At 37.0% G+C, this 21,958-nt stretch carries 26 protein-coding genes and 1 pseudogene; 3 read left to right on the top strand and 24 right to left on the bottom strand.

From position 1 onward, the window contains the following. Positions 1-266: 266 nt before the first annotated feature. From M948_RS39620 to M948_RS39610, 3 genes are all read right to left on the bottom strand, one after another. Positions 267-740, bottom strand: a complete 474-nt coding sequence (locus M948_RS39620) for a tRNA (cytidine(34)-2'-O)-methyltransferase (RefSeq protein WP_021292146.1) — start codon at positions 738-740, stop codon at positions 267-269. A 47-nt stretch (positions 741-787) separates the two neighbouring features. Beyond that, the gene (locus M948_RS39615) at positions 788-1,630 is read right to left on the bottom strand and encodes an amidase domain-containing protein (protein WP_021292145.1); all 843 of its coding nucleotides are present in this window, start codon (positions 1,628-1,630) and stop codon (positions 788-790) included. Between the two features lie 253 nt (positions 1,631-1,883). After that, positions 1,884-2,516, bottom strand: coding sequence for a hypothetical protein (locus M948_RS39610; protein ID WP_021292144.1), 633 nt, complete (start codon positions 2,514-2,516; stop codon positions 1,884-1,886). A gap of 228 nt (positions 2,517-2,744) precedes the next feature. Between M948_RS39610 and M948_RS43325 the strand changes: the two genes are divergently transcribed. The 3 genes from M948_RS43325 (at position 2,745) to M948_RS39605 (ending at position 3,965) form a co-directional block, all read left to right on the top strand. Then, entirely contained in the window at positions 2,745-2,891 is a 147-nt protein-coding gene (locus M948_RS43325; RefSeq protein WP_155974836.1) for a hypothetical protein, read from the top strand. A 241-nt stretch (positions 2,892-3,132) separates the two neighbouring features. Beyond that, positions 3,133-3,303, top strand: coding sequence for a hypothetical protein (locus tag M948_RS43320; protein ID WP_021292142.1), 171 nt, complete (start codon positions 3,133-3,135; stop codon positions 3,301-3,303). 83 nt (positions 3,304-3,386) lie between these two features. Continuing rightward, positions 3,387-3,965 (top strand): cupin domain-containing protein, encoded by a 579-nt coding sequence (locus M948_RS39605; RefSeq protein WP_021292141.1) that lies wholly within the window; start codon positions 3,387-3,389, stop codon positions 3,963-3,965. Between the two features lie 332 nt (positions 3,966-4,297). Here M948_RS39605 and M948_RS42630 read toward each other — a convergent pair whose 3' ends face one another. The 21 genes and pseudogenes from M948_RS42630 to M948_RS39530 all read right to left on the bottom strand — a co-directional run bounded on the left by M948_RS42630 (position 4,298) and on the right by M948_RS39530 (position 21,943). Further along, a complete protein-coding gene (locus M948_RS42630) occupies positions 4,298-4,939 on the bottom strand; it encodes a hypothetical protein (protein ID WP_021292139.1) in 642 nt (213 codons plus the stop codon). Next, positions 4,917-5,414: a Panacea domain-containing protein gene (locus tag M948_RS39600; RefSeq protein ID WP_021292138.1), complete on the bottom strand. Its 498-nt coding sequence runs from the start codon at positions 5,412-5,414 to the stop codon at positions 4,917-4,919. The genes M948_RS42630 and M948_RS39600 overlap by 23 nt, the downstream gene beginning before the upstream one ends. A 207-nt stretch (positions 5,415-5,621) precedes the next feature. Next, on the bottom strand, positions 5,622-6,395 hold the full coding sequence (locus tag M948_RS0122255) for an N-acetylmuramoyl-L-alanine amidase (RefSeq protein WP_031335749.1): 774 nt from the start codon (positions 6,393-6,395) through the stop codon (positions 5,622-5,624). 53 nt (positions 6,396-6,448) lie between these two features. Continuing rightward, positions 6,449-6,679, bottom strand: coding sequence for a phage holin (locus M948_RS0122250; protein WP_021292137.1), 231 nt, complete (start codon positions 6,677-6,679; stop codon positions 6,449-6,451). A 36-nt stretch (positions 6,680-6,715) separates the two neighbouring features. Next, on the bottom strand, positions 6,716-7,024 hold the full coding sequence (locus M948_RS39595; protein ID WP_021292136.1) for a hypothetical protein: 309 nt from the start codon (positions 7,022-7,024) through the stop codon (positions 6,716-6,718). Between the two features lie 47 nt (positions 7,025-7,071). Continuing rightward, positions 7,072-7,386, bottom strand: coding sequence for a hypothetical protein (locus M948_RS39590; RefSeq protein ID WP_021292135.1), 315 nt, complete (start codon positions 7,384-7,386; stop codon positions 7,072-7,074). Positions 7,387-7,399: 13 nt separating this feature from the next. Then, positions 7,400-10,264 (bottom strand): phage tail spike protein, encoded by a 2,865-nt coding sequence (locus M948_RS39585; RefSeq protein WP_021292134.1) that lies wholly within the window; start codon positions 10,262-10,264, stop codon positions 7,400-7,402. Between the two features lie 161 nt (positions 10,265-10,425). Continuing rightward, positions 10,426-11,892, bottom strand: coding sequence for a phage tail domain-containing protein (locus tag M948_RS39580; RefSeq protein WP_021292132.1), 1,467 nt, complete (start codon positions 11,890-11,892; stop codon positions 10,426-10,428). 4 nt (positions 11,893-11,896) lie between these two features. Next, entirely contained in the window at positions 11,897-15,241 is a 3,345-nt protein-coding gene (locus tag M948_RS42625) for a phage tail tape measure protein (RefSeq protein ID WP_021292131.1), read from the bottom strand. A gap of 199 nt (positions 15,242-15,440) precedes the next feature. Then, the gene (locus tag M948_RS39575; RefSeq protein ID WP_021292130.1) at positions 15,441-15,893 is read right to left on the bottom strand and encodes a hypothetical protein; all 453 of its coding nucleotides are present in this window, start codon (positions 15,891-15,893) and stop codon (positions 15,441-15,443) included. Positions 15,894-15,944: 51 nt separating this feature from the next. Beyond that, positions 15,945-16,439, bottom strand: coding sequence for a head fiber protein (locus M948_RS43315; protein ID WP_021292129.1), 495 nt, complete (start codon positions 16,437-16,439; stop codon positions 15,945-15,947). After that, positions 16,439-17,050, bottom strand: coding sequence for a hypothetical protein (locus M948_RS39565; protein WP_021292128.1), 612 nt, complete (start codon positions 17,048-17,050; stop codon positions 16,439-16,441). The genes M948_RS43315 and M948_RS39565 overlap by 1 nt, the downstream gene beginning before the upstream one ends. Continuing rightward, positions 17,050-17,451, bottom strand: a complete 402-nt coding sequence (locus tag M948_RS39560; RefSeq protein ID WP_021292127.1) for a hypothetical protein — start codon at positions 17,449-17,451, stop codon at positions 17,050-17,052. The genes M948_RS39565 and M948_RS39560 overlap by 1 nt, the downstream gene beginning before the upstream one ends. Then, on the bottom strand, positions 17,435-17,827 hold the full coding sequence (locus tag M948_RS39555; protein ID WP_021292126.1) for a hypothetical protein: 393 nt from the start codon (positions 17,825-17,827) through the stop codon (positions 17,435-17,437). The genes M948_RS39560 and M948_RS39555 overlap by 17 nt, the downstream gene beginning before the upstream one ends. Beyond that, positions 17,820-18,185 carry a hypothetical protein gene (locus M948_RS39550; protein WP_021292125.1) on the bottom strand — a complete coding sequence of 122 codons (366 nt, stop codon included), beginning with the start codon at positions 18,183-18,185 and terminating at the stop codon, positions 17,820-17,822. The genes M948_RS39555 and M948_RS39550 overlap by 8 nt, the downstream gene beginning before the upstream one ends. Next, on the bottom strand, positions 18,145-18,465 hold the full coding sequence (locus tag M948_RS0122235) for a hypothetical protein (RefSeq protein WP_021292124.1): 321 nt from the start codon (positions 18,463-18,465) through the stop codon (positions 18,145-18,147). Before M948_RS0122235 ends, M948_RS39550 begins: the two co-directional genes overlap by 41 nt. 12 nt (positions 18,466-18,477) lie before the next feature. Beyond that, on the bottom strand, positions 18,478-18,711 hold the full coding sequence (locus tag M948_RS39545; protein WP_021292123.1) for a hypothetical protein: 234 nt from the start codon (positions 18,709-18,711) through the stop codon (positions 18,478-18,480). A 16-nt stretch (positions 18,712-18,727) separates the two neighbouring features. After that, positions 18,728-18,979 (bottom strand): annotated as a pseudogene (locus M948_RS43500) (hypothetical protein); the annotation flags it as partial. A gap of 13 nt (positions 18,980-18,992) precedes the next feature. Then, on the bottom strand, positions 18,993-20,117 hold the full coding sequence (locus M948_RS39540) for a phage major capsid protein (RefSeq protein WP_021292121.1): 1,125 nt from the start codon (positions 20,115-20,117) through the stop codon (positions 18,993-18,995). Between the two features lie 12 nt (positions 20,118-20,129). Continuing rightward, a complete protein-coding gene (locus tag M948_RS39535; protein ID WP_031335739.1) occupies positions 20,130-20,846 on the bottom strand; it encodes a head maturation protease, ClpP-related in 717 nt (238 codons plus the stop codon). Positions 20,847-20,869: 23 nt separating this feature from the next. Continuing rightward, positions 20,870-21,943 carry a phage portal protein gene (locus M948_RS39530; protein WP_369759900.1) on the bottom strand — a complete coding sequence of 358 codons (1,074 nt, stop codon included), beginning with the start codon at positions 21,941-21,943 and terminating at the stop codon, positions 20,870-20,872. Positions 21,944-21,958: the final 15 nt, after the last annotated feature.

Raw genomic sequence — 21,958 nt, 5'->3', positions numbered from 1 at the left:
ATTGTTTTCCTTCCTTATATTCACATTTTATTAATAATTAGTTATAATAGAGGCAACATTAAGTACTAATGGTCTCTTACATAGAAGGAGGATATGTACATGAAATTAGCTCTATTAATGGGAGTAATCCTTGTATTTGTAACATCATTTTTCACATCAGGGTATGATTCAAAACCTGGTGTACCTAAAAAACAGCAATAAAGTAAGCGCAAACGATTCGCTACAGAAGATAGCTTTCGTTTGCGCTTTTTATTTTCTAATTTTTCTTATGTCAAGTCAGGAAATCCTTGTTGACGTAATGCTTCATAAATAATAATAGCAGCTGTATTGGATAAATTTAACGATCTTACCTTATCACCCATGTGTATTCGGAGACAACGATCTTCCTTTCCGTATAATAATTCATGTGGAATCCCATTTGTCTCTCGGCCAAAAACAAAAAATAATTCTTCCTGGCAATTACTGAAATCATAGTCTGTGTAATGCTTTTTTCCAAAATTTTCTATATAATAGTATGACCCACTTGGGTATGTTTCATAGAGTTCATCAAGTGAATCATACTCTTGTATATCGACATCTTTCCAATAATCTAGACCAGCTCTTCTCACCATTTTGTCCTCTGTCGAAAATCCAAGTGGATGTATAAGATGTAATGTGGCATTTGTTGCTAGGCAAGTTCTAGCAATATTCCCTGTATTTGCTGGAATTTCTGGCTGATATAAAACAACATGTAAACTCACTTTTCATTCTCCTTACCTACGTACTGCTTTTTAGTATATCACTTTTTCTAATAAATCCTGAAAAATTTATATTTAATTTCTGGTGTCCATGCAGTGGAATCCTCATAGGACCAGTATCGATTACGGCTATTGTCGGTATGTGCATTTACAAGCGGCATTCCATACGCATCTTTTGCAACAACAATTGTATTATGATTCCACCGGCCATCTCCTTCAAAATCATAGCAGATAATATCGCCTGGTAGGAGGTCTCCGGCAGATTCCACTTCTTCACCTCTGAGACCTTGTGTCGAACCACTTAAATACCAGCGTAGCGAATGAGCTACAGCCCAACTGAAGCTCCAACTCCCGTTTCCGTACCACCATCCTCTTTCTCTTACAGGTGCACCTCGCATTGGAGCTCCACCAGCAAACATGCATTGAGATACATAATTCGTACAATCCACTTCAAACTTTTTATAAGCAGGATTGTAACTATTCCACCATCTTTCTGCATATTGAACTGCAGCATGACGATCATAGGAAAAACGCGTGGATGTATCCCTGCCGATAATATCATCAGGGCTTATGTTTTGTTGTATTTCTGGTTGTTTATTTATTATAAGACGATGGTCACTAATCTCTCCTTGATTGATTTGAAAAGTATATGGATAGACTGACTCCTCCAAGTATAATTGTTCCTGTTGTTTCACTAATAAGGATAAATGCAAATGATAATTATAATGTGTAGCTTGATCATAACGGATTTTTCTATACAGATGGCCATTTCCTTTAATATGAACAATGGAAGCATTTCGTTCTTCGAGCAATGCTTTTTTCCGTTTCCACCAGTCATTATTCCACTGATCTGATTCAAACATGTGGATCCAGTAATCTCTTAATTTTTCCATAAAAAATCCCCTCCATAGAAAGTATATGTAAAAAGGATTTTAAATAACACTATTCATTTTCCCCGAAACCCAGTATTCATAAGGGTTTTCGGACATTCAATAGAAATTGCGTTTCTTAAAATACAGTATATAAACTTATTCATTTGGGGAGAATTGGGGGAGGTTTGGGGAGGGATTTTTTTATTTAGCGCGGACAGGTCTAACCTAGTTATCAATCAAAAAAGAGAAGGTTTTAAGGCCTTCTCTTTGTCATTCATTCTACAGGAGTTAATGTTGCTGCCGCAGACGATTCTATTATATCGCCCTCTTCAGCAAAAAACACATAGTCTCCATCTCCAACTGAACTATCTCCTAATATTGTATTAACCATTACCGCCCCGCTACTACTATATACAAAAAAATTAGAGGATCCACTTGCTTTATAACGTGCCGCAGGTATATCCGTTCCTACAACCCATTGCCCAGCTGACAATTCAATTGGTTTGTCTGTTGCTTTTACAATGTCTCCTTCAAGAGTCTCTAACTCTTCTTCTTTACTTTCTATATTAGAATTCATATCATCTAATTCCGCTTTCTTATCACTTAATTCTGTATCAAGATTATCAATTTCGCTTTTTATGGTATCTCGATCATCAACTAAAGCAAGAGTTTCGTCTACTTCTGATTGTCTTTCGCTTAGTCTTTTCTCTTCGTCCTGCAATTTACTTTCCGTTTCTTCCAGTTTTCCCTCTAATTTGTTGATTTTTGATGTCAATTCATCATGGGCTACCTTTTCCTCATCTAACGTAACTTTAGCCCCAGATTCTCCAACTTTAAAAGCAACAGACAACAAAACAATCGCTAACACAACTGCCCACAATTTTTTACTCTTCATTACTTCTTTCAACTCATTTCCCCCTCAATTCATTTTTCTACATTTCACCACAAAAAAGGTAAATATTAACTACACATTTTTAAAGTATGTTACTCTTTAACTAAATCTAATGTCCTTAAAAGAAGTGCTATTTGCAACATTAAGGTAAAATGATTCAGAACAAAGAAGAAAAATGTCTCAAGAGAACACGTATTAGAAAGATAATTTCACTATTAGATCCCCATTGATATAGGAGTGGATATGATGAGTCTTAAATCTACTATATATAAAATACTTCGCATCTGGAATGATGTTGATGCTGTAAGGAAAGGGAAAGTAGGTAAACGGATCGGCAGACGTGTGACTGGTAAGGCAGCAGGAAAGACAATAAGGAAGATATTTAAGTAATCGTGAAGGGATCTGAAAAAATGCGCTGCGGGAAATGTGGGATCGTCCTGAAAAATAACCATGAGGTCATTCTGGATGAATACAATACAGTTATTCATCGTAATTGTTTTTATGGCACTTCGTATAAAGATACGGGCACGTATCTAGATATCATTAATAAATATGATTTTTTTAAGAATTTAAGATAACAATGCCACCTTCTTCTAACTTGTTTCGATATTAGTTATAAGGAGGTGTTATTATGCATGACGGTTATTATGATGATAAATTTACGGATGCAGGAATGTCGGAAATTGTAATCAAGGAAGAGCTATCAGCAAAAGAATGGGATGTAATATGCGCTGAAAAATCTGGAGAAGTAATAACATATAAACTTGTAACCCTTACTCCTATTTTGAATAGGACTATATAACGGAATAAGAATTAGCAATAACATTCTAAGCAAACTGGACATATGATGTAATTATAATTATATGTCTTTGGAGGAATGTTTCAATGAACTACCCTTTTTATATGTGTCCTTATTATTCGAACGCTTATTATGGTCATGGGTCAATATGTAATCATGATCATATGTTTGATCCTAATTATGGAAATATGTCGTATGGAATGCGCTTTGCAAACCAATATTGGTCAAACCTAAACACTCAGGGATGTACTAATCCCATATTAAACGACCATGGTAAGGAGCCTTTTATAATAAACATTAATCAAGCTTCTAGGCAAAATAACACATTCCGAACTGCTATATGGACTGGAGAAAATCTGCAAGTGACCTTGATGAGCATAAACGTCGGAGAAGATATTGGTTTAGAGGTTCATCCTGACGTTGATCAATTTTTACGTATTGAGGAAGGTCAAGGATTAGTACAAATGGGAGAGAAAGAAAGTCAGTTAAACTTTGCAAGGCATGTATATGATGACTCTGCTATTATGGTCCCTGCTGGCATGTGGCATAATTTAACGAATACAGGCAATATCCCGTTAAAACTCTACACAATCTATGCACCGCCTGAACATCCATTTGGCACTGTTCATAGAACAAAGGCAGATGCCGAAACAGCCGAAAATTAGGGATATATAGTCTTCTAGAATTAGGCAAGATTGTGGGAAGATTTAAAAGAAATGACTAGTCGAACGATGAAACGGTATATGAAAGGTACAGACTTTGAGATTAAAGAGGGTTTTATTGATCAAGTGGATAAGCTTAAGAAAGAGAAAAACCCCCACTAATTTTAGTGAGGGATATTTTTTGTATATGATTATTTATCCATGTTAATACTGTTTAGAGGCTCCTGCCGAGCCAACGTATTAAGCCCCTAGTCTCCCTAAAGATACGGGGCTTATTTTTATTTATACATTTTAAGGTAAAAAAAGAAACTCTCTGTATTAAGAGAGTTAACAAATTAAGCATGTTCTTCCAATAAAATTTCACATGCTTTTAGTTCATTTTGCAATTCTTTAAATTGTAATTCTAATGTATGATAATCATGTTCTAAAATTTCATATTCAGTTACAGGATAGTCATACTCAAGAACTTTTCTGTTACTTTCTTTTGGAGGATATAAATTGTGCTCTGGATCAAGCCAGATAATATAAAATACATTATCTATTAAAAATCCATGCACTCTTCCATTAGCTTTCGATATACTAAACTGCAAACAATCATCACTGTGTTGATCAAACCATTCATCTGTAAAATTATATTTATCGGTTGCATTTTTCCAATTGTGCGAGTGTACTCGTAGCCCTCTCTTTTTACTTTGCTGCCTGAATTCCATTACTTTCATCTTAGAAACATTACTTAAACAGTCTATTAAACCTATAAACCATTCTCTTTTACTGTTTCCCATACTAAATAGTTTGTTATACCGATCAAAAAAGCGCCAAGAAAATACAATATCCTGTTTCTGACCAATTTTTATACGATCTAATTGTTCTTTGGGTATTATCGGAGGTTTTTCTTTTTTGTCCTGTTGTAACTTCTTTTTGTTTGGTTGTATTCGTGATAAATCATACTGAACGCTAGTCGTTTTGTGCTCGTTCATATACCCTTAAATAGTAATCCTTTATAATTGCATCACTTAATTGAACTTGAGATGGCTCGTAAGGAGCTAAATCACCTCTCGCATATACCCAAGGTTCTTCAGAATGAGTTAATGTTTCTAATTCATCACCAGTAAAAGATCCATAAATTCTAAATACTTCTTCTAACATCGCCTGATCATCTTGGTCAAAACTAGGCGCATCTTCTGAAGGAATTGTTTTCCAACCATGCTCCTTATATTTACTATAAAGAACTGGAGCAACAGGTCCATGCACCCAAGCTTGAAATTGTTCCCTAAATAAAAATTTATTGCGTAATGCTAAGTTCCATGAAAAGGCATAATAACATAGCTTTTGCAATTTTTTGTGAGTCATGTTCGCATCATTTTTTGATAAGAAAAATTTTGCTACATCAAATATACTATTTTGACTCATTTTTCTTCCCTCGCTTAAAAATGAAAATTTAACGCCTTTCATACATACACCACCTTTGTTTACAGTTATCGCCTAGTATTTATAATTTTATGCTATGTATGGTGGAATCTTGATTTATATGTACAAAAAGTTACCCTTGTTTGTATATAATAACACTTGATAATAAGACATGCCACACAATTGAAACATTTGTAAAACAATTGTAATAATAAAACCCAAAAAAGCCCCACCAAAAGGCAGGGCATAATTTTACTTCGTATAATACCTTACATAATTCGGATTAGCGGTAATATAAAAACCACTCTTAATCTGATACATGTGACCACCACCTACTGGAAACTTGTCCCGAATGACGGTAAATACCTCATCTTTATTTACGATAACAGCTTTGTCATCCCAATCGGCTGTATTATATGTCCATAAAGAATCTGCAAGTATTTCCACATAACCTTGCTCTCCATCATTTCCGCCATCCTTTCGACTCAACCCTAATGCACTCGCTAATCCTTCCGCATGACCTCTCGCAATTTTAGTTAAAAATGCATCAGATTTTAGAGCTGCAGCATCAGATGCATTGTCAATGAAACCATTCTCAGTAAGAACGGCTGGCATTGCTGATTCTCGTACCATGTGGAAGTTCGCTTCTTTTTTACCTCGATCTCTGAATTCTGTCTCAGCAACAATACCATTGTGAACAATGCCTCTTAAACGATTTGTTTCTGCTTTTCCTGAATAGCTACCGTTATACGTATAGGATTCAAATCCTGTACCTCCACCAGCATTAATGTGGATAGAAACAAGGTAATCCGCACCCCAATTATTCGCCATGTTAGTACGGGATGACAGGGTTACAGATTGATCAGTCGTACGAGATAACATTAAAGAATGTCCCTCATACTCATTATTAAGAATGTTACGTAGCTTAAGAGCAATCTCTAAAGTAAGGTCCTTCTCTTTTAATCCATTTGCTGTTGCTCCTGGATCAGAACCACCATGTCCTGCATCAATAAATAATTTTGTCATAAATAAACCTCTCCTTTTTTTGAATAATAAAAAGGCCCCCATTAATGAGCGCCTTATTTTTTCATACCTCGATCACGTAAAAACTTGTCATTATGCTTCCCTTTCTTAGTAACAGGATTGTCCTTAAACCAAGCAAAGATTGACATAGCGACAGTTGCTACTGTAGATACGCCTTTATAGATTTGGTCTTCTGTGAATGGAAGTGGATCCCATCCATATACAACCAAGCCTTGGTTTAACAATAAAATCGCTAATACTGCTAATCTAATGATCGCTGCTTTCATGTTTTCACCCCCTTTAAATAAAAAATAGCCCTATTACTAGGACTGACCTTTCACCGTATCTATTCGTTTATGAGCTTGTTTCGTTGATTCTTCTACTCTGGTTACACGTTCATTTAGATCAGAAATGTTTTTTTCGTTAGCTTTTAAATCAATTCGAATGTCGTCAACTCCCTCACGGATGTATACTAGTGCAGCCCTTACCTCCGCACTTTGCTCAGCTTCGTCTCGTGTTTCACTCTTGGTTGAATTAGCTTTTTTGAGTTGATAAGTTTGATATCCGATTAACGCTGCAAATGTTGCAATAATTACTGATACGATTGATACTAATACTCCTAATTCAATCATGCTCTCCCCCCCATTTTTAGACATAAAAAATACGCCTTACTAGGCGTTTACTGGTTACCTCTCAACTCTTCTAATTCTTTTTCTAATTCCTTAATTCTTTCTTCCTTTTGTTGTACTTCGTCAGGAATTTCTATCGTTTCCCCATCCTTCACTTTCAAATAAGGTCTTGACTCGATGATTAAATCACATTTATCTATCTGCAATGCCACATGCTTGTCTACATAAAATTGAATTCCTTCTTCGGAAGGAACCACTTGATTACCCACTTTAACGGATTTAGCGCCTCCGTTCTCATCCAAGACAAAAAACACCTTCATTTTATTGCCATTAACATTTGTATTATATGTTTGAATATATTCCAATACCAATCACCTCTTATAGAAAGTCTGTTAAAAAGACACGTTCCATGATGAATCTAACAAATTCCATTCGATCGCCCCAGCCATGTGTCCATCCAATTTTGAAGGTTACTGTTCTTAACTTAAAATCTGGAACACCCAGATCGACTTGAAACTCTTCTACTCCGCTTGTACCATTTTCGAGAATCTCAAAATACAGACGGTCGTTTGTATCATCACTGGAACCTTCCATGACGTGAACACTGATTTTTGATCCAGAGTATTTTCTAAACCGAAACACTAAATACCTAGCCGAATGGATAAAATGATACTTTTGAAAAGCCAGCGCACCCAAAGCATCACGAACATCGTAATATTCCATGTTAATACCGCTTAAACCTCTTCCGTCCAGAGAACCTTTTGTTGCTCCATAAATATGAAAAGATGTTGATTCGGTTGTTCCCCCTGGAACGAATGATTGAAAAGCTCCTGTTTCTGCGTTTCCTGATGTCATAAAGTGCGGATCATTACCAACTACGGTAAGCCCATTACGTACCATCCCACTACTCATACTTATGGCACCATCTTCACGAACAATCTCCATTTTACCGTCTCGTAGTCGAATGTTATCTCCGAAAAATCCTTCAAGTGCCTCAACACGCCCGCTTAAAAATGCATTCGCAAAGTGTGCGTTAGCGGATAAGTCAAGCCACGAGACAGGATCACCGTTTGCGTCGTATTGCACAAGACCGTTCACGCCATCCCATTTGAGCCCAGCCCCCGTCACAGAGGTTCGTATTGGTATAGCATTAACATCAATAACACCCTCGGATATGTTATTTGCATTTTTTGAAAAGGCTTTGGCATCCTTTAGGGCTTGTTCGGCCCTTTCTTTAGCTTCTTGTTTCGCATTATCGGCTTGTTCGTCCGTGTATGCTTTTTGATCCTCCGGCGCTAGTGTCCAGTCGGTGACTTTGTTGCCTTTTTTAAGTTGTAATTTTCGCATCTCAAAGTACGTCCCAGAACTAGTAGCTAACAACACGCCACAACCAATTCTGCTAGTCGTAGCAGTAAAAGTTAAATCATAATAATGCCACTCCCCATCTGGATTGATGTTTCGAATTGAAGGGAAAGAACTACTGTTACCTTCGTCACTGTCCATAAGATAATTATAGTCTAATGCTGTAACATCGCCTTTTAGTTCAAAAGAGACAATATATGTTTCTCCTTCAACGATATTTGTAATCCTATCGGTTACGACTCCAACACGTTCATTAACTTTCTCAGCATGAATGTGGTTGGGGTTGCCTTCAACAATTATGATCTTCGAGTTGTCCCAAGCCTCAGGCATCTTATGATAGTCTGTGTTACCAAGTAAATTCCTGCCACCAACCTCAATATCCTCAATAGCTTGTTCAGCGTGTTGCTTGGCTTCCGCTAACTTAGCTTTTGCATCTTGTATTGCTCTAGCTTCCTCTGCGTCCACAATACCATCTGCATGTGCTTTTGCTTCCGTTTCGGCTAATTCTGCCTTAGCTAGTGCGTATGCTTCCGCTGCTTGTTGAGCGGCATTTGCCTTGTTATCGACTTGTTGTTTGGTATAGGCGTCAATCTCTTCGGGAGTGGTTGGACTCATTTTAACCCATTCACCAGCAATGACGACATGCGGTACTTTCGGCTTTTGGGAAGTATCAACCCAAATCGGATTCTCTCCTTCTTTTATTTCGGGTGGAGTATCCGATTCTACTTTCTTCGGTTCGGCGTACTCCTGTAATTGGTCAATACCGATTTTTTTCCGTATTTCATTTTGTAATGATTGCCAGATAGCATTTACTTCTTCCTCGGTATATTCAATGTAATCTCCAAGTGTAACTTTCTTCTTCGATTTATCCGTAATGCTGCGATCTTGTGTGTGAACCCTAGCCTCTAGATAAAGAGGAGGATTGAATTTTGTATCCTTGATTTTGATGGTATCACCAAAACGAATCTTTTTATTTTCCAATCCTGGCACATGTTCTAAATCCGCAATGTCTCCCTCATATTCGACCACTTCATTAACTCGCTTTTCTAGTTCATTCTCGGTAAGCTCACGTAATCGAGATTTTGTCATTGCCTGATCACTGGATTGCGGTTCGTACGTATCCCATAAATGTTGTAATTCTCCTGTTATCGGATCTGGTCTTCCCCATCGCTGTAATGCTTCTTTATCCTCGACAATCACTTCTAGTCTGGTTCCATCTTCCCTTTCAGGACCCAGACCTTTTAATGCTGTGAAGATGTTATCTGTTTTTTCAATACGCCTTAGACCGATTAAGTCTTTACCTAATTCAACCTCACGACCACGCCATTGTCCTACTTGTTCGATCAGATCTACATATCTACCAGCGACTTTGTTGCCATCTGTTTCAACTCGAAAACGCAACTCTAAGCCGAATTCAGTGGCAATCCGTTTTAAGAATGCATAAGGATTGGTATGCTTTTCAATATGCATCGTTCGTATGCCGCTGCCTTCAATAATGCCTGGTCTCCATTCTGTGCCGCTTGTAGTATGGCTTACTAGTGTGGTTGCTGTCTGTTTGGAGAAAGTTTGTGGATCCATGACTTTAGCTTTCTTCAATTCTAGATAACTAGCTTTTGTATAAACTTTAGCCATTAATCCTTTAAAATCTCTGAATTTACCGGATTCGTGAATGATAAACTCTTTGTAGCCTTGATCCTCATCGGGAATAATAACTCGATTGCGCTTAGCCAGATATTGCGAAAATCGTTTATCTGCGAAAGTAGTGAATTCAAATATTTCTAGATTATCCTTTTTTGACTGCCTGAGATTATTTTCTAGAATGTTTTTAGCAGTTATAAAGTCTAGTATTTCACCATACTGGCCATCTGTAATATGGATCAAAAATGATCCCCTCCTTCCTGAAAGGAAAATTGCAGCAGGGGTAAAAAAGTTTTTAACCCTGCGTTATGGTTGCGTTATTAATTTTTGTTCCTTTTTCATCAATTTGTAGTACCACATTGCCATCTTTGTCTTTTATGCAGTAAATCATAATTATTCCCCTCCTACCTATTTTTTGGCCTGTATCTTCCAGTTGTTCGAAAGCTATTTGCTGGATGCGTAATTAAATGGTTTTCACCTTTTTTTAACGTAAAAAAAAGACCTCCAAATGCTTTAAGGTCATTTCTTGCTTCCCCATTTATCAATATCTCTTCATTCACATGATCAAATGTAATAATATCACCGATATCTGCAATATAAGGCGTTTGATCGACAGTTACTTGCGCCAATTGAAATACTCTAATATGATCAATCTTAGGCGCATAAGCTCGGTCTGTATCTGCGAATTTCCCGATATGGATTTGAACGTATTTTAATTTGCCTGCATATCGATTTTCATTATCAATGAACTTCCGCAGTATAGTTTGAACATGCCTACCGCTATTATTAACACGGGTAATATAAAACATGATTTCTTTTCCTACTCTTCGCACCCTTAACATGCCATAGAAATAATCCTGGTCATAACTATAATTTTGGGAACTGATTAAATAATTCTCATTTGCTCCAACATATGGACCAAGTCGACCTTCTCCCTTTTTACGATGGATTCCCAAGGTGTCATCTTTAATTGCCATTTTCCCTAATTCGTTCATACCTTCATCAAATAAATAAACCTCAATTCGGAAGGTTTGAGAGGTTTCTGTGGTACGTCCTTGCACCATAGCCTCGACTTCAAAGTCTTGTGCCACAGGTACTTCTTTTATCAATCCTGGACCATGCCAATCCTTTTCTGTTGTGTCCTCGCCATAACTAGGAACCGTAATTCCATCGTTATCCGTTCCAAAGGTGCCGTCTACATATCCATTATCAATGGAATCGGATGCAGTATCCCATGTATCTAACGTCTGCCCTCTTTCTTCTAAAAGTAATGTTTTTGTATCTACAACTTCACTTGTTACATCCACAGGGATACCAATTAACATATATTCGCCGTGTTGATTCTGGATCAAGGCAAATGTAACAGGTGCCAATACTTCCAATTCAAATATCGGCTCAGCTTCTGCTGTTCCTTCATTTGTAATTTTTCCTGCATCTGATCCAAATTCTTTTACTTTTTCTTTCCCGTATTTATATGGATCTAACATCGTCAGAGTAAGTCCAAACTCCCCATCTTCAGGAGTAAGATTTTCTATATCATACCCACCTTCTTGAAGGACAAAGATTTCTTGATCAGGTGTTAAATCTCTTACGATGGAAAAGGATTCATCGCTATAAAATAAATCGTATATTTGATGCTTCAGTTGATCGAATTCTAACATGCTATCCGTTTCAATTTGCATACCGATTGATACTTGACGTTCCCCTTCTTCCGTAGATGCCAAATGAGCCCCTATCATTCCTGGAACATTTAATTTAGATCGACTTATATTAGGAGAATGTATGTGAAAAGATTCAACCCAAATACCTAATTCATGCATATCAAAGGTTTGTCCGTCCTTTATTATTTTGAAATTAAGTTCACTTTTCACACCATCACCCCCTAAAATCCTGTAGGATATTAGCATCTCTATCCATGTTTTCTTTAACTGGTCGCCATACCACACTTCCTACAGTACGACCATCCATAATTACATCTCCTACACCAACATCGATGGTGAAGTTGTTGCTAATAGCTTGTCTGTTATTTGCTAGTGCTGTTCCCATATCATCTGAACGCCTAGCCATGCTGCTACTTACACCGACACCACCAGCATATTGCGGAAACTGATTAATACCGCTAATGATTTTCTTTGATTGTTCATGTGTAAATACTTTAGATCCTCGTTCAAGATCATATAGACCGAAACCAGCAATGGACCATTTTCCTCTACGTTTTACTAATTCTGGACCTTCTTCACCTAACCAAGACAATCCCCCTGGATGGAAGTTGGTTCCGTCTGCATTATTGTCTGGTCTTAACATCTGCATAATAGGAGCACGCGGTACGTTTAAATTAACTCTTTTCCACACTTCAGCACTCAATTGACTATCTAGACTAGAAACAGACGGGCTAGTATTTACATTGACATTTTTACTTACATCTCTTCCTAGCTCATCAGTATATCTTCTTGCATCTCCACCTAGGTCACTCAATTCACCTTTTGCATTTTGCATTTCTGCAATTTGTTCATCAATAGCTGCGATTTGGTTTTTATATTCTTCTGTATTCCTTTCATTTGGAGGGGTTTGCTGTTTAATTATATCTTTACTGAACTGCAACATTCCTATTTGCCTATCTAGTGTTTCTAATGTTTCTCCCTCTTTGACAGCACGCCTAGCGGTTTCCTCATTAATCCCTGCATTTGTTAAATATTGAAGTTGTAACTTTTGGTAAATGCTTTCTAGTTTACCTATCTCTTGGTCTTTCTTAATTAAGGATTTTTGTTCTTCGTTTGTTTTTTGCTGCATGGTCCCCAGTTGATCAATTAACTTATTTTTCCCACCCTCTAGTGCAATAAGGATATCTGTATTAAGTCCCATGATCTTTTCTGCTTCTACAGCTTCTTCTCGACTCAACTCATTGTTCCTTATCTTTTTTTCTATTTCAGCTTGCTGTGTAATTAGTTTATCTCGAGCATCAGAAACCCGTTGCTTACTATAATTATTTAAAATATCTTCAACGAATTTTTCTTTTTCCTGTGCTAAAGCCAAGTCACCTTTTATAACATTACGTTGTTCCAATAATTTATTATGATTCTCTGCAGCATCTAAAAATTCTCCCTCTAATTCTAGAGTTGCCATTTTAAGTGTTTCTTCGTTATACTTTTTCATTTCTTCTGTAGTACCTGCTATACCTTCACCTTGAGTAGTAATTTTTTCTGTTGCTCCTGGGAGATTTTCTACCAAATTTCCATTTAACTCAACCATTTTTCCTAATTCTTGGTTAGACAATCCTGATTTCCCTTGCAGATCTGCCATTTCATCCTTAATAGCTTTAATAGATTCAGAGCTATTGGCTGTTTCTAGTTCTGCTTGCAAATCGACATACCGCGCAAATTCATCACTTGTAAGTTCAGATTTCCCCCTTAATTTTTCCATTTGATCAATCATTGCTCCAGTCGATTCATGTTGTTTCATTAAGGAATCATAGGTTTCAAGTGATACCTCATTCAATTCTTCTTCTTTGTTAGACACACTTGCAATTGCTATCCCTAGCCCAGTTAATGCCCCAATACCTACCCCGACAGGACCAGCACGACTAACTAAAGCAAGTAGTGTACCTCCAAATCCTTTCGCTCCGGCTGATTTTTCCGCCTTTCCGAACTTGGTAGTTATTCCTCCAACAACACCTGAAAGCCCAGAAAATACTTTTAATGCTGGTCCAATAAAAGCCGCGGAACCAGCCATCGTTAATAAAAACTTTTGTGTATCATCATCAAGGTTAACAAACCAATCGGATAGTTCCTGTATTTTAGGTGTGACTTCTTGGGCAATCTCCAACAACTCTCTACCTAAAGGTTCTAATGCTTCAGTAACACCGCGAATGGTTTCTTTTAATTCACGGCTAAATGCTTGTTCTTGGGATTTGGCAAAGTCATCCATGGATCCTTCAACATTTTTCATCGAGTCATTAACATCGTCTAGTGCATAAACCGTATCCGTACCCATATCCTCAAATTTCGTACCGAAAAGCTCCACGCCAATTTGATTTGCTTTCACCTGGTCGTCCATATTTTCCAGTTCAGGAATAACTGACTTGAATAAATCTTCTGTTGTGGCTTCTCCGTTCTTAAATTCTTCGAATAGGTTCTGTGTCTCTTTCGACATATCACCGAAAGCATCAGCTGTTTTATCGGATCCATCTTGAACACGGACGTTAAACTCTTTCATAATGTCGTTCACATAGTCCAAATTATAAGCACCGTTCTGCGCACCATTAGCTAGAATAGAAAAATACTCATCCGCTTCAAAGCCCATTTGATTAAACAAAGGAGCATATTCAGAGATGTTATCAAACATTTCGTTGGAGTAGTTAATGCCTTCTTCTTGACCCTTTTTAAACAGGTCCATCGCTTCATCTGCTGTTATTCCAAAGTTATGCATTAACTGATTTACACCACGGGTAGCTTCACCTAAATCGGATTCTGTGGCATTCGCAAGAAGTAAAATGTTCTTAGTAGCCTTTTGAAGTTCTTCCCCTTCATCAATCCCTTGAATATTTTGTTTCACCATCATCATTGACCGAGCAACTTCTTCAGGATTATCGCCAAATCCCTCAGACCAAACGGTACGCATATCATTTTCTAGCTGCTTCGCTTCATCACCAGTAGCCCCTAGCGATCCTGTCATCAATCGAACGGCATCACTTATATCCATTGCACTTTTACCAGCGACAGCACCCACTCCTGCTAAAGGTAATGTTACGCCAGTATTTAATTTATCGCCTAGATCACTAGCTTCACCAGCAACTTCTTGTAAGGATTTTTTATATTTATCTGTGTCGCTAGCAGCTTCTTGCATTTCTTGCGATTGCTTCGCTATTTCATTTCTTGATTGATTGATAGCATTCTCTAACTTCTGTTCTGAAATCTGCAAATCTAGAAGCTTATTTGATAGCTTGTTTGCTTCGTTAGAGTTATTTCCGTATGTTTGCTTAGCTTTATCTAATTGCTTCTCAGTGGCGCTTATTTTCTTTCTGACGATGTCCTGTTCTTTCCCTAAATAGGATATCTTAGCTTCAAGTTGTTCTGCAGCTGTACCGTTTTGTTTCATTTGAGCTTCTTGTAATTTAAACTCTTTACGTAACTTGGCACTATCTCTATTCATCTCGTTCATGCCTTCATTGAATTCCTTGTTGAAGATACTAAATTTGACTTTAGTTTCTGGTTGCTTTGCCATTTTATCACCTGCCTTTATCTTGGATTATTCGCCCATCCGTCATAGGCAATTTTATTTTTATAGATTCGTTCTACATCAGGAATTGGATAATACCAGAAAATATCGCTATCTATACCATTGGCAATGCAATACCAAACATAGCGATCTTCTACACCTTCAAAATTGAGTTTTGGTGGTTTAATTACTTTCTGGTCTTTTTCTACTTTTTTTTAGTACTTTGTTCCATCCCTTCAGCGAATTTGTTTTTGGTAGAAGGGAGAGTATTCATTACCAATCTGGCATATGTTTTCATTGTGGTTATACTGTCCGCATGATATTTTTGTAAAAATTCCTCATAGGACAATTCGAGTTTGGGGTTGATACCGATGAGGGCAATATATATTCCTTTTAAGTATTTAGTGGTATTGGTATCATCTGCTTCTAAGGCTTGTTCGTTTACTCCTCCGCCAGCCATAAGTTGTTCTAACGATGCAATTTTTAATAAATCCGTTAAATTAGAACCTTCCAGTAAACCTAACTTTTCACCAAGACCTAGCCCGTAGTTCGTTATGGCTGCTGGATATTGTTTCTCATTGGAAAAGATCTGTTGGTACTCTCCATCAACTTCTTTAATTTCCATGTCTTTCAATGTAATCATTTCAATTTTGGCCATGATTATTATCCTCCTTTTTATGTAAAAAAGAGAAGGCTAATGCCTCCTCCTTTATGCTCCGCCAGTACCTTCTAAAGCATCGACTCTGGCCACTAGATCATTCCATTGTGTTTCTGTCGGAAACCCATCAGCACCAGGATCACCTTTTGGTCCAGCCGGTCCTTTTGGTCCTTCAGGTCCTTGTTCGCCTTTAGGACCTTTTCCGCCACTTACTGTTAAAACAAGATTCGCCAATTCGCCAGCTACTACCGTATTGGTAATATAGCCGACCCCTTCACCCGTTGTCACATTAACAAGCGTTCCACCTTCACCGATATCTACAAGCGAACCTTCCTGTATATCTTCGCTTGCTTCGATATTCCAAGATGATTTACCAGTAATACTTACACGAATACTTTCATCTGCAGTTAGACTTCTAGTGGAATAGAAATCAGGGGTTTGTCCTGCGGTTGCGATAGACAAAGTAGCCCCTTGTTCACTATTCGATAGACTTAATAGTCGATTGGTTTCAACTGCTTCTGTGACTGTAGCTGTAAAATATGCCATTAGCTTGCAGCACCTCCTGTAGCTCCACTAGCAGCAACAAGTTCATGATTAAATTCCTTGTGCCATTGCTCTACTATTGTTGTATCTTCTAATTCTTCTTTGAAGGATTCATAATAAAAATTCCCTTCTTCACTCTCTTTGTCTGGATAAGCTGTTATTTCTAACTCTAATTCTGCAACTTCATCGGCACCTGCTTGTACTGTTATTTTTAACCCCGTTGCAGAAATACAATTAGGAAAGGCAATAAGCTTTGTTACGTCTGTAAATTCATCTACGACATCTGCCGTTAACACAAAAGTCTTCCCTTTAGACTTAGTCGAATATTTGTAAACACCAGGTTTTAACCCCTGATTCGTTAACCCAAATAAGTTTCTAATTACTGCCACTTTTACATGACCAGACAATGTTAAATTCATTTTAATGGGCTTTGTAGTTTTTCCTCTTTCCTGACCGGCACACATTTTTACAATTTCTTTTAATTCTGTTTCTCCTTCGATGGTTCCTAAACAACCAAATTTTTGTCCTGGTTGTTTTTGACCTTTATCGAAGAATTGTAGACTTGCGTTTTCAATGGAAACTGCATCAAATTCCTCAATAATTGTTTTTGCCATCAAAATTCCTCCTCTAAATAGTGATCTATATGTTCATTGAGACCTTCCATAATGTCATTGATAGATTGATTAAGACCTCTTTGCATAAACTCATCAGGATTGTTACCAACCGATGTTCCTAATGCCTGATCAGGGAACACCAGGTAATTAAATTTTCGTTTTGGTAATATCTCAAAACCCAGATTAATCTTTTTCACTCGTAACGGGTTACTTTGCTTTGCATGTATACCTTCTTTTTTCTGAGATAGAGGCATTAAAGAAACAATTCTGCTCTTTGCCAGTTTTGGAGCATCCTTGTGTAAATAGCTGTTTATGATGTTTTCGATATTATCAGGGATCCGTTTAAACTTTTGTTCCAACTTTTCAACTTCTTCATAGTCAATTTCAAACTTGACACTCATAAGTCAACTTCCTTCTAAAGATGATGGTTACCTGGTCAACAAAATCGTCTGTTTCATTCTTTTGAACACGCTCTTTTATCGTTCGATAAAAAGTATATCCTTTAATTTTTGAAACGACTGTTAAAATATCAAGCGTTGAAACTTCTACATCTCCGTTATCCTCTGATATATAAACCACATATACTTCTTGGGATAAGCTCTTTACTGACTCTGTTGCGCGCATATCTCCGTAAACAACAAGAAAATAATTACCTGTTGCTGGTAATTCATCATCAGCAATCTCATCCTCGAATACAGGCAATTCAAATACACTTTTTAGTTCAGCAACTAATTTTTCTTGCTGCTCTTTCATGTATTTTTTTTTCTTTTCATTCACTCGTTACACCAACTTCCTGCAAGTAAAAATAGAGATAACGTTTGTCATTATCTCTATCTACATCAATAACATCATATTCAATTTCTTCAATAACCACTTTTAAATTCGTTTTACGCACATTTTTAAAAGATGGTGGAAACCTTGTCTTAACTTTAAGGTCTAAGCTAGCACTCATTAACCCAGCAAAACGATAATCCTCTTCACGGGCAGTTAATAAATGAAATGCTAGCTTTCCCTCTTCTGAAAACTCCTCACCAATTCGTTTACGTGCCTCATTACGCTTGGTTTTCTTTCGGCCATAACTGAGAAAGCCATCATTAAATACTCCATGAACTGGTTTCTGTATTTTCCGTTTCAAAACTTTTCATCCCCTCTCGTAATGAAAGTTTGAAAAGCACTCTTTCAAAGTTGATTTCAAACAGTTCCAACGAATGGTTGTAAACATAACGGCCATAATCCATTAACAAGCGTCTAGCCATTGAATCCACAGTGTAATCAATTTCTGTACCAGTTATTTCATACAAATAATCAATACCATCTTTGATATACTTTAGTAAATCATCATCTTCATCTGGCCATGTTATTTTCAGATAATCCTTCAATTCGTCCCTTAGATCACTTAATTGTTGTTCATTCAAGAAAACCACCTCCTACTTTTTAGAAGATGGTTTTTTAGTTTCTTTGTTCTTTGTTTTATCATCAGAAGCATTATCCTCTTTAACTTCTTCAATGAATACACGTTTATACTTTTTATGATTTTGAGATAGTTCTTTTATGCGTTTCTGCGTTGGCTTGTAACCATCCACTGGATAATCATCACCTGGTTTGTAATGTGTATCCTTATGATCTTTATCAATAAATTCATTAATTACCTTGTAAGGCATAATATTTCCTCCCTTTTTATACTGCTGGAACTGTAGAAATCGTTAATTCAGCACTTAATATAGACTCTTTACCATCCGATCCGATAGCTTTGATTTGATAAACATACTCTGTATCTGCAGTTAGTTCTGTATCATTAAAACTATTCGTATCACTTACTCCCACACTTGCACCATCCCGGAAAACTTCATAATTTGCGATTCCCGCCTCATACGTAACAGCATCCCATGTTAACGTTAATGTTGTATCCGTTACATCAGATGCTGCTAGGTTTGCGGGTGCATTAGGGTGTAGTTTCTGTCAATTGCAAGTCATAAACTTTAGCCGCATCATTATCAACTGGTTTACCATTTGCGTATTGTTTTGCGATATACAAGGTTGCATCTTCAAGCGCCATTGTTTCTTTATACTGTTTGATCGGCTCAGTTCCACCCATAGCAGCAATATATTCACCTTGCAAGAAAAACAATACTTTACCTGCAGGTACAAATACAGATTCATAATCTTTAAAGTTTAAAGGGTAATTTGTTACATAAACGCCACTTGCATTTTGAATAGTAGCATTACCTTTGATTTTAAAGCTGTTTTTAGGGTTCACAACCATTACAATTTTGTTTTCAACCTTACGTACTTTTTCTTCTCCATTAACAGTACGGACTGCAAGGTTTTCAGCAACACCAGCAAATTCATCAATCATAGTGTCTCCACGTTTAAAAGTTAAGGTACCAGATGATGTTTTATCGGATACGGCACCAGTATCCTTGTTAACATTTTTTAATAAACCAATAGGTTGGTTTTGACCAGTACCAGCAATAAATCCTTTTTCTAGTCCCACAGCCATTGCTTCTTTGATGATAGTACGTGCATAACGTTCAACCCATGCAGGTCCTAATTTAAGCATGTCGTTAGCTAGAGGTATAAACGCTGTTAGTTTCAATTGGCTAATAGACTCCTTACGGAATGCAGTATTTAATTGCCCTTTAATGTCTCCGAATAACGGCCCCCATACAGCTGCACCACTTGGATCAGAAAAGATAAACTCTGTAACTGCTCCTAAGTTTTGTAATCCGATTGCTTGTAAAATTGGATGATCTTCTACTAAGTTTTTAAATACTCGTTCCTGGGTTGTTTTAGGAAGTGTATCCGTTTCTTTGAAACCACCATCTTCTACAACAGCATTAAAGAATTTATGTTCCTCAGAAGTTAATACGTTTTGACCACGAGCTTGCATTACTGCATTATCAGCCATTTGTGTATTAACTTGATTCAGGATGTCTCCCCTTACATCGTTTGCAAGTGCCTCAAGCATAGTATTTAATGCTTGTGACTGTTCCTCTTCTGTACCATCTTGTGTAGCTTTAGCGAAATCTAACTTCTTCTCTTCGAAATTATTGAATTTAATTGGCATTGTCATTCTCCTTTATTTTAAATTTAAAAAAAGCTTACTCATATTCTGCTTTGGTTCAGCAGGAGTAGGCTTTGGCTTTGGGTTATTTTGTTGTGCTGTGTATTTGGCAACAAGACTATCTTTAAAGTTTTCATATTCTTCTTTGTCATCATCTTCTAGATCCTCTAGATCCTTGATTTCTATTTCCTCACCAACAACATCCGCTAGTCCAAAAGCAACTGCTTCATCTGCTGTTAAAAAGGTTTCTTCATCAAGTAACTGATTTAGTTCGGAATCTTCACCTACAAAACGTTTCTTATAAGATGCAGCTAATGAGGTGTCAATTTTTCGTAAATCTGAGGCTGTCTTCTCAAATGTTGCAGCATTTCCAATTTCAATCGTTGAAGCCCGATGAATCATCATCATTGTATTTTCTGGCATAATAATCTTGTCACCAGCCATCGCTATAACAGATGCAGCACTAGCAGCCCATCCATCAATGTGTACAATTATTTCTGCTTTATGCTGTTTTAACTGATTAGCAATTGCAACACCATCGAAAGCAGAACCGCCAGGAGAATTAATATGAACATGTATTGTTTCTGCATCTACATTCTGCAATTGTCTTTTAATTCCCTGCGCACTGTTATCGCTGAAAAGAAAGCCTCCAATTGGTCCATAAATATAAAGTTTCACTTCTTTATTGTCGGTATCTGCTTCAAAACGGATATCGCTTTTCTTATTCATCATATTTTTAAGTTCCTCTTTCCAGTTCACTCTTTCTCACCCCCTTCAAGTAATTTACCTAGTTCTGTATAGTTCTTGGTGATAATATGCTTATCCAATAACTCATCTTCTGATCGTTCATAACCAGCTTCCTCTCTTATCTCATTACCTGTGAACGCAGAAGAAGATACAAGCTTATCAACAGCAGTTGCTAAATCAAAGATATTACTATAAGAGACCCGTCTTATATCCATTTTCTTTCCTTTTAAATATTCTTGCTTCGTAAAGAACTTCCCATTGATCTCGTCTTTAATTTTTTTGAGAAAGAAATCAATACAAAACGTCATAAAATTACGTGTATGCTTTTCCACGTCAGCCATTTCACCATGTACCAACGATGGTGGAATTCCAAGCGCTTTGGCTACTTGATCGAGAAAACCATTAGTTACTTTATTGATTTCCTCTACACTTACGTTTTGTCGTTGTGATTCTTCCTTATAAGCAAACCCCTTTTGCTGGGGAACAATGGCAAATGTTTTATCTCTAATGGCCATATACATCTTATTAATAAAATTTTGAAGCTTTTCTTGGTTTTTCTGGTCTTTAGGACCCTGATTGTCTACACTCACGGTGCTACGAAATTGGTTATTATACATTTGAAATTCTAGCATCCTACCAAACAACATCCCATAATCGGTATACAGGCTGTCTAATAATTTGGATAATCGTTCATTATCGTATTCCAAATAAAAAACTTCACTCATCCTAAATGACCGTTGGAAGGTGAAATTTTTGACAGTAACGCCTTTAAATAGATCTTCGACAAGCCCATATTCGATTCGCGTAAAATCATCAGCAATTAATAAATCATCGCTATCCGATTTAATAATCAAACATTCATTATCATGTATGAGTTTATAAACGACAGTTTGCCAAAAATGAGATGCTGACATATTAGAGTTAGGCCTAACATTTAGCCTGTAGTACATTTCATCCTTTAATACTTTCCCGTCCTTTTTTACTCGGAATTCAGATTGACTTATTGTTCTGGCTATCATATTGACACAAATTTGTATGGCCAGCTGCTTCATCTGAATTCGTTCGGAAGTATTTTCTATCAAGTCCTCGTCATACAT

Origin of the sequence: Virgibacillus sp. CM-4, assembly GCF_000445495.1 — a bacterium.
GTDB lineage: Bacteria > Bacillota > Bacilli > Bacillales > Amphibacillaceae > Virgibacillus > Virgibacillus salexigens.
This window is presented reverse-complemented; position numbering and strand designations above follow the sequence as displayed.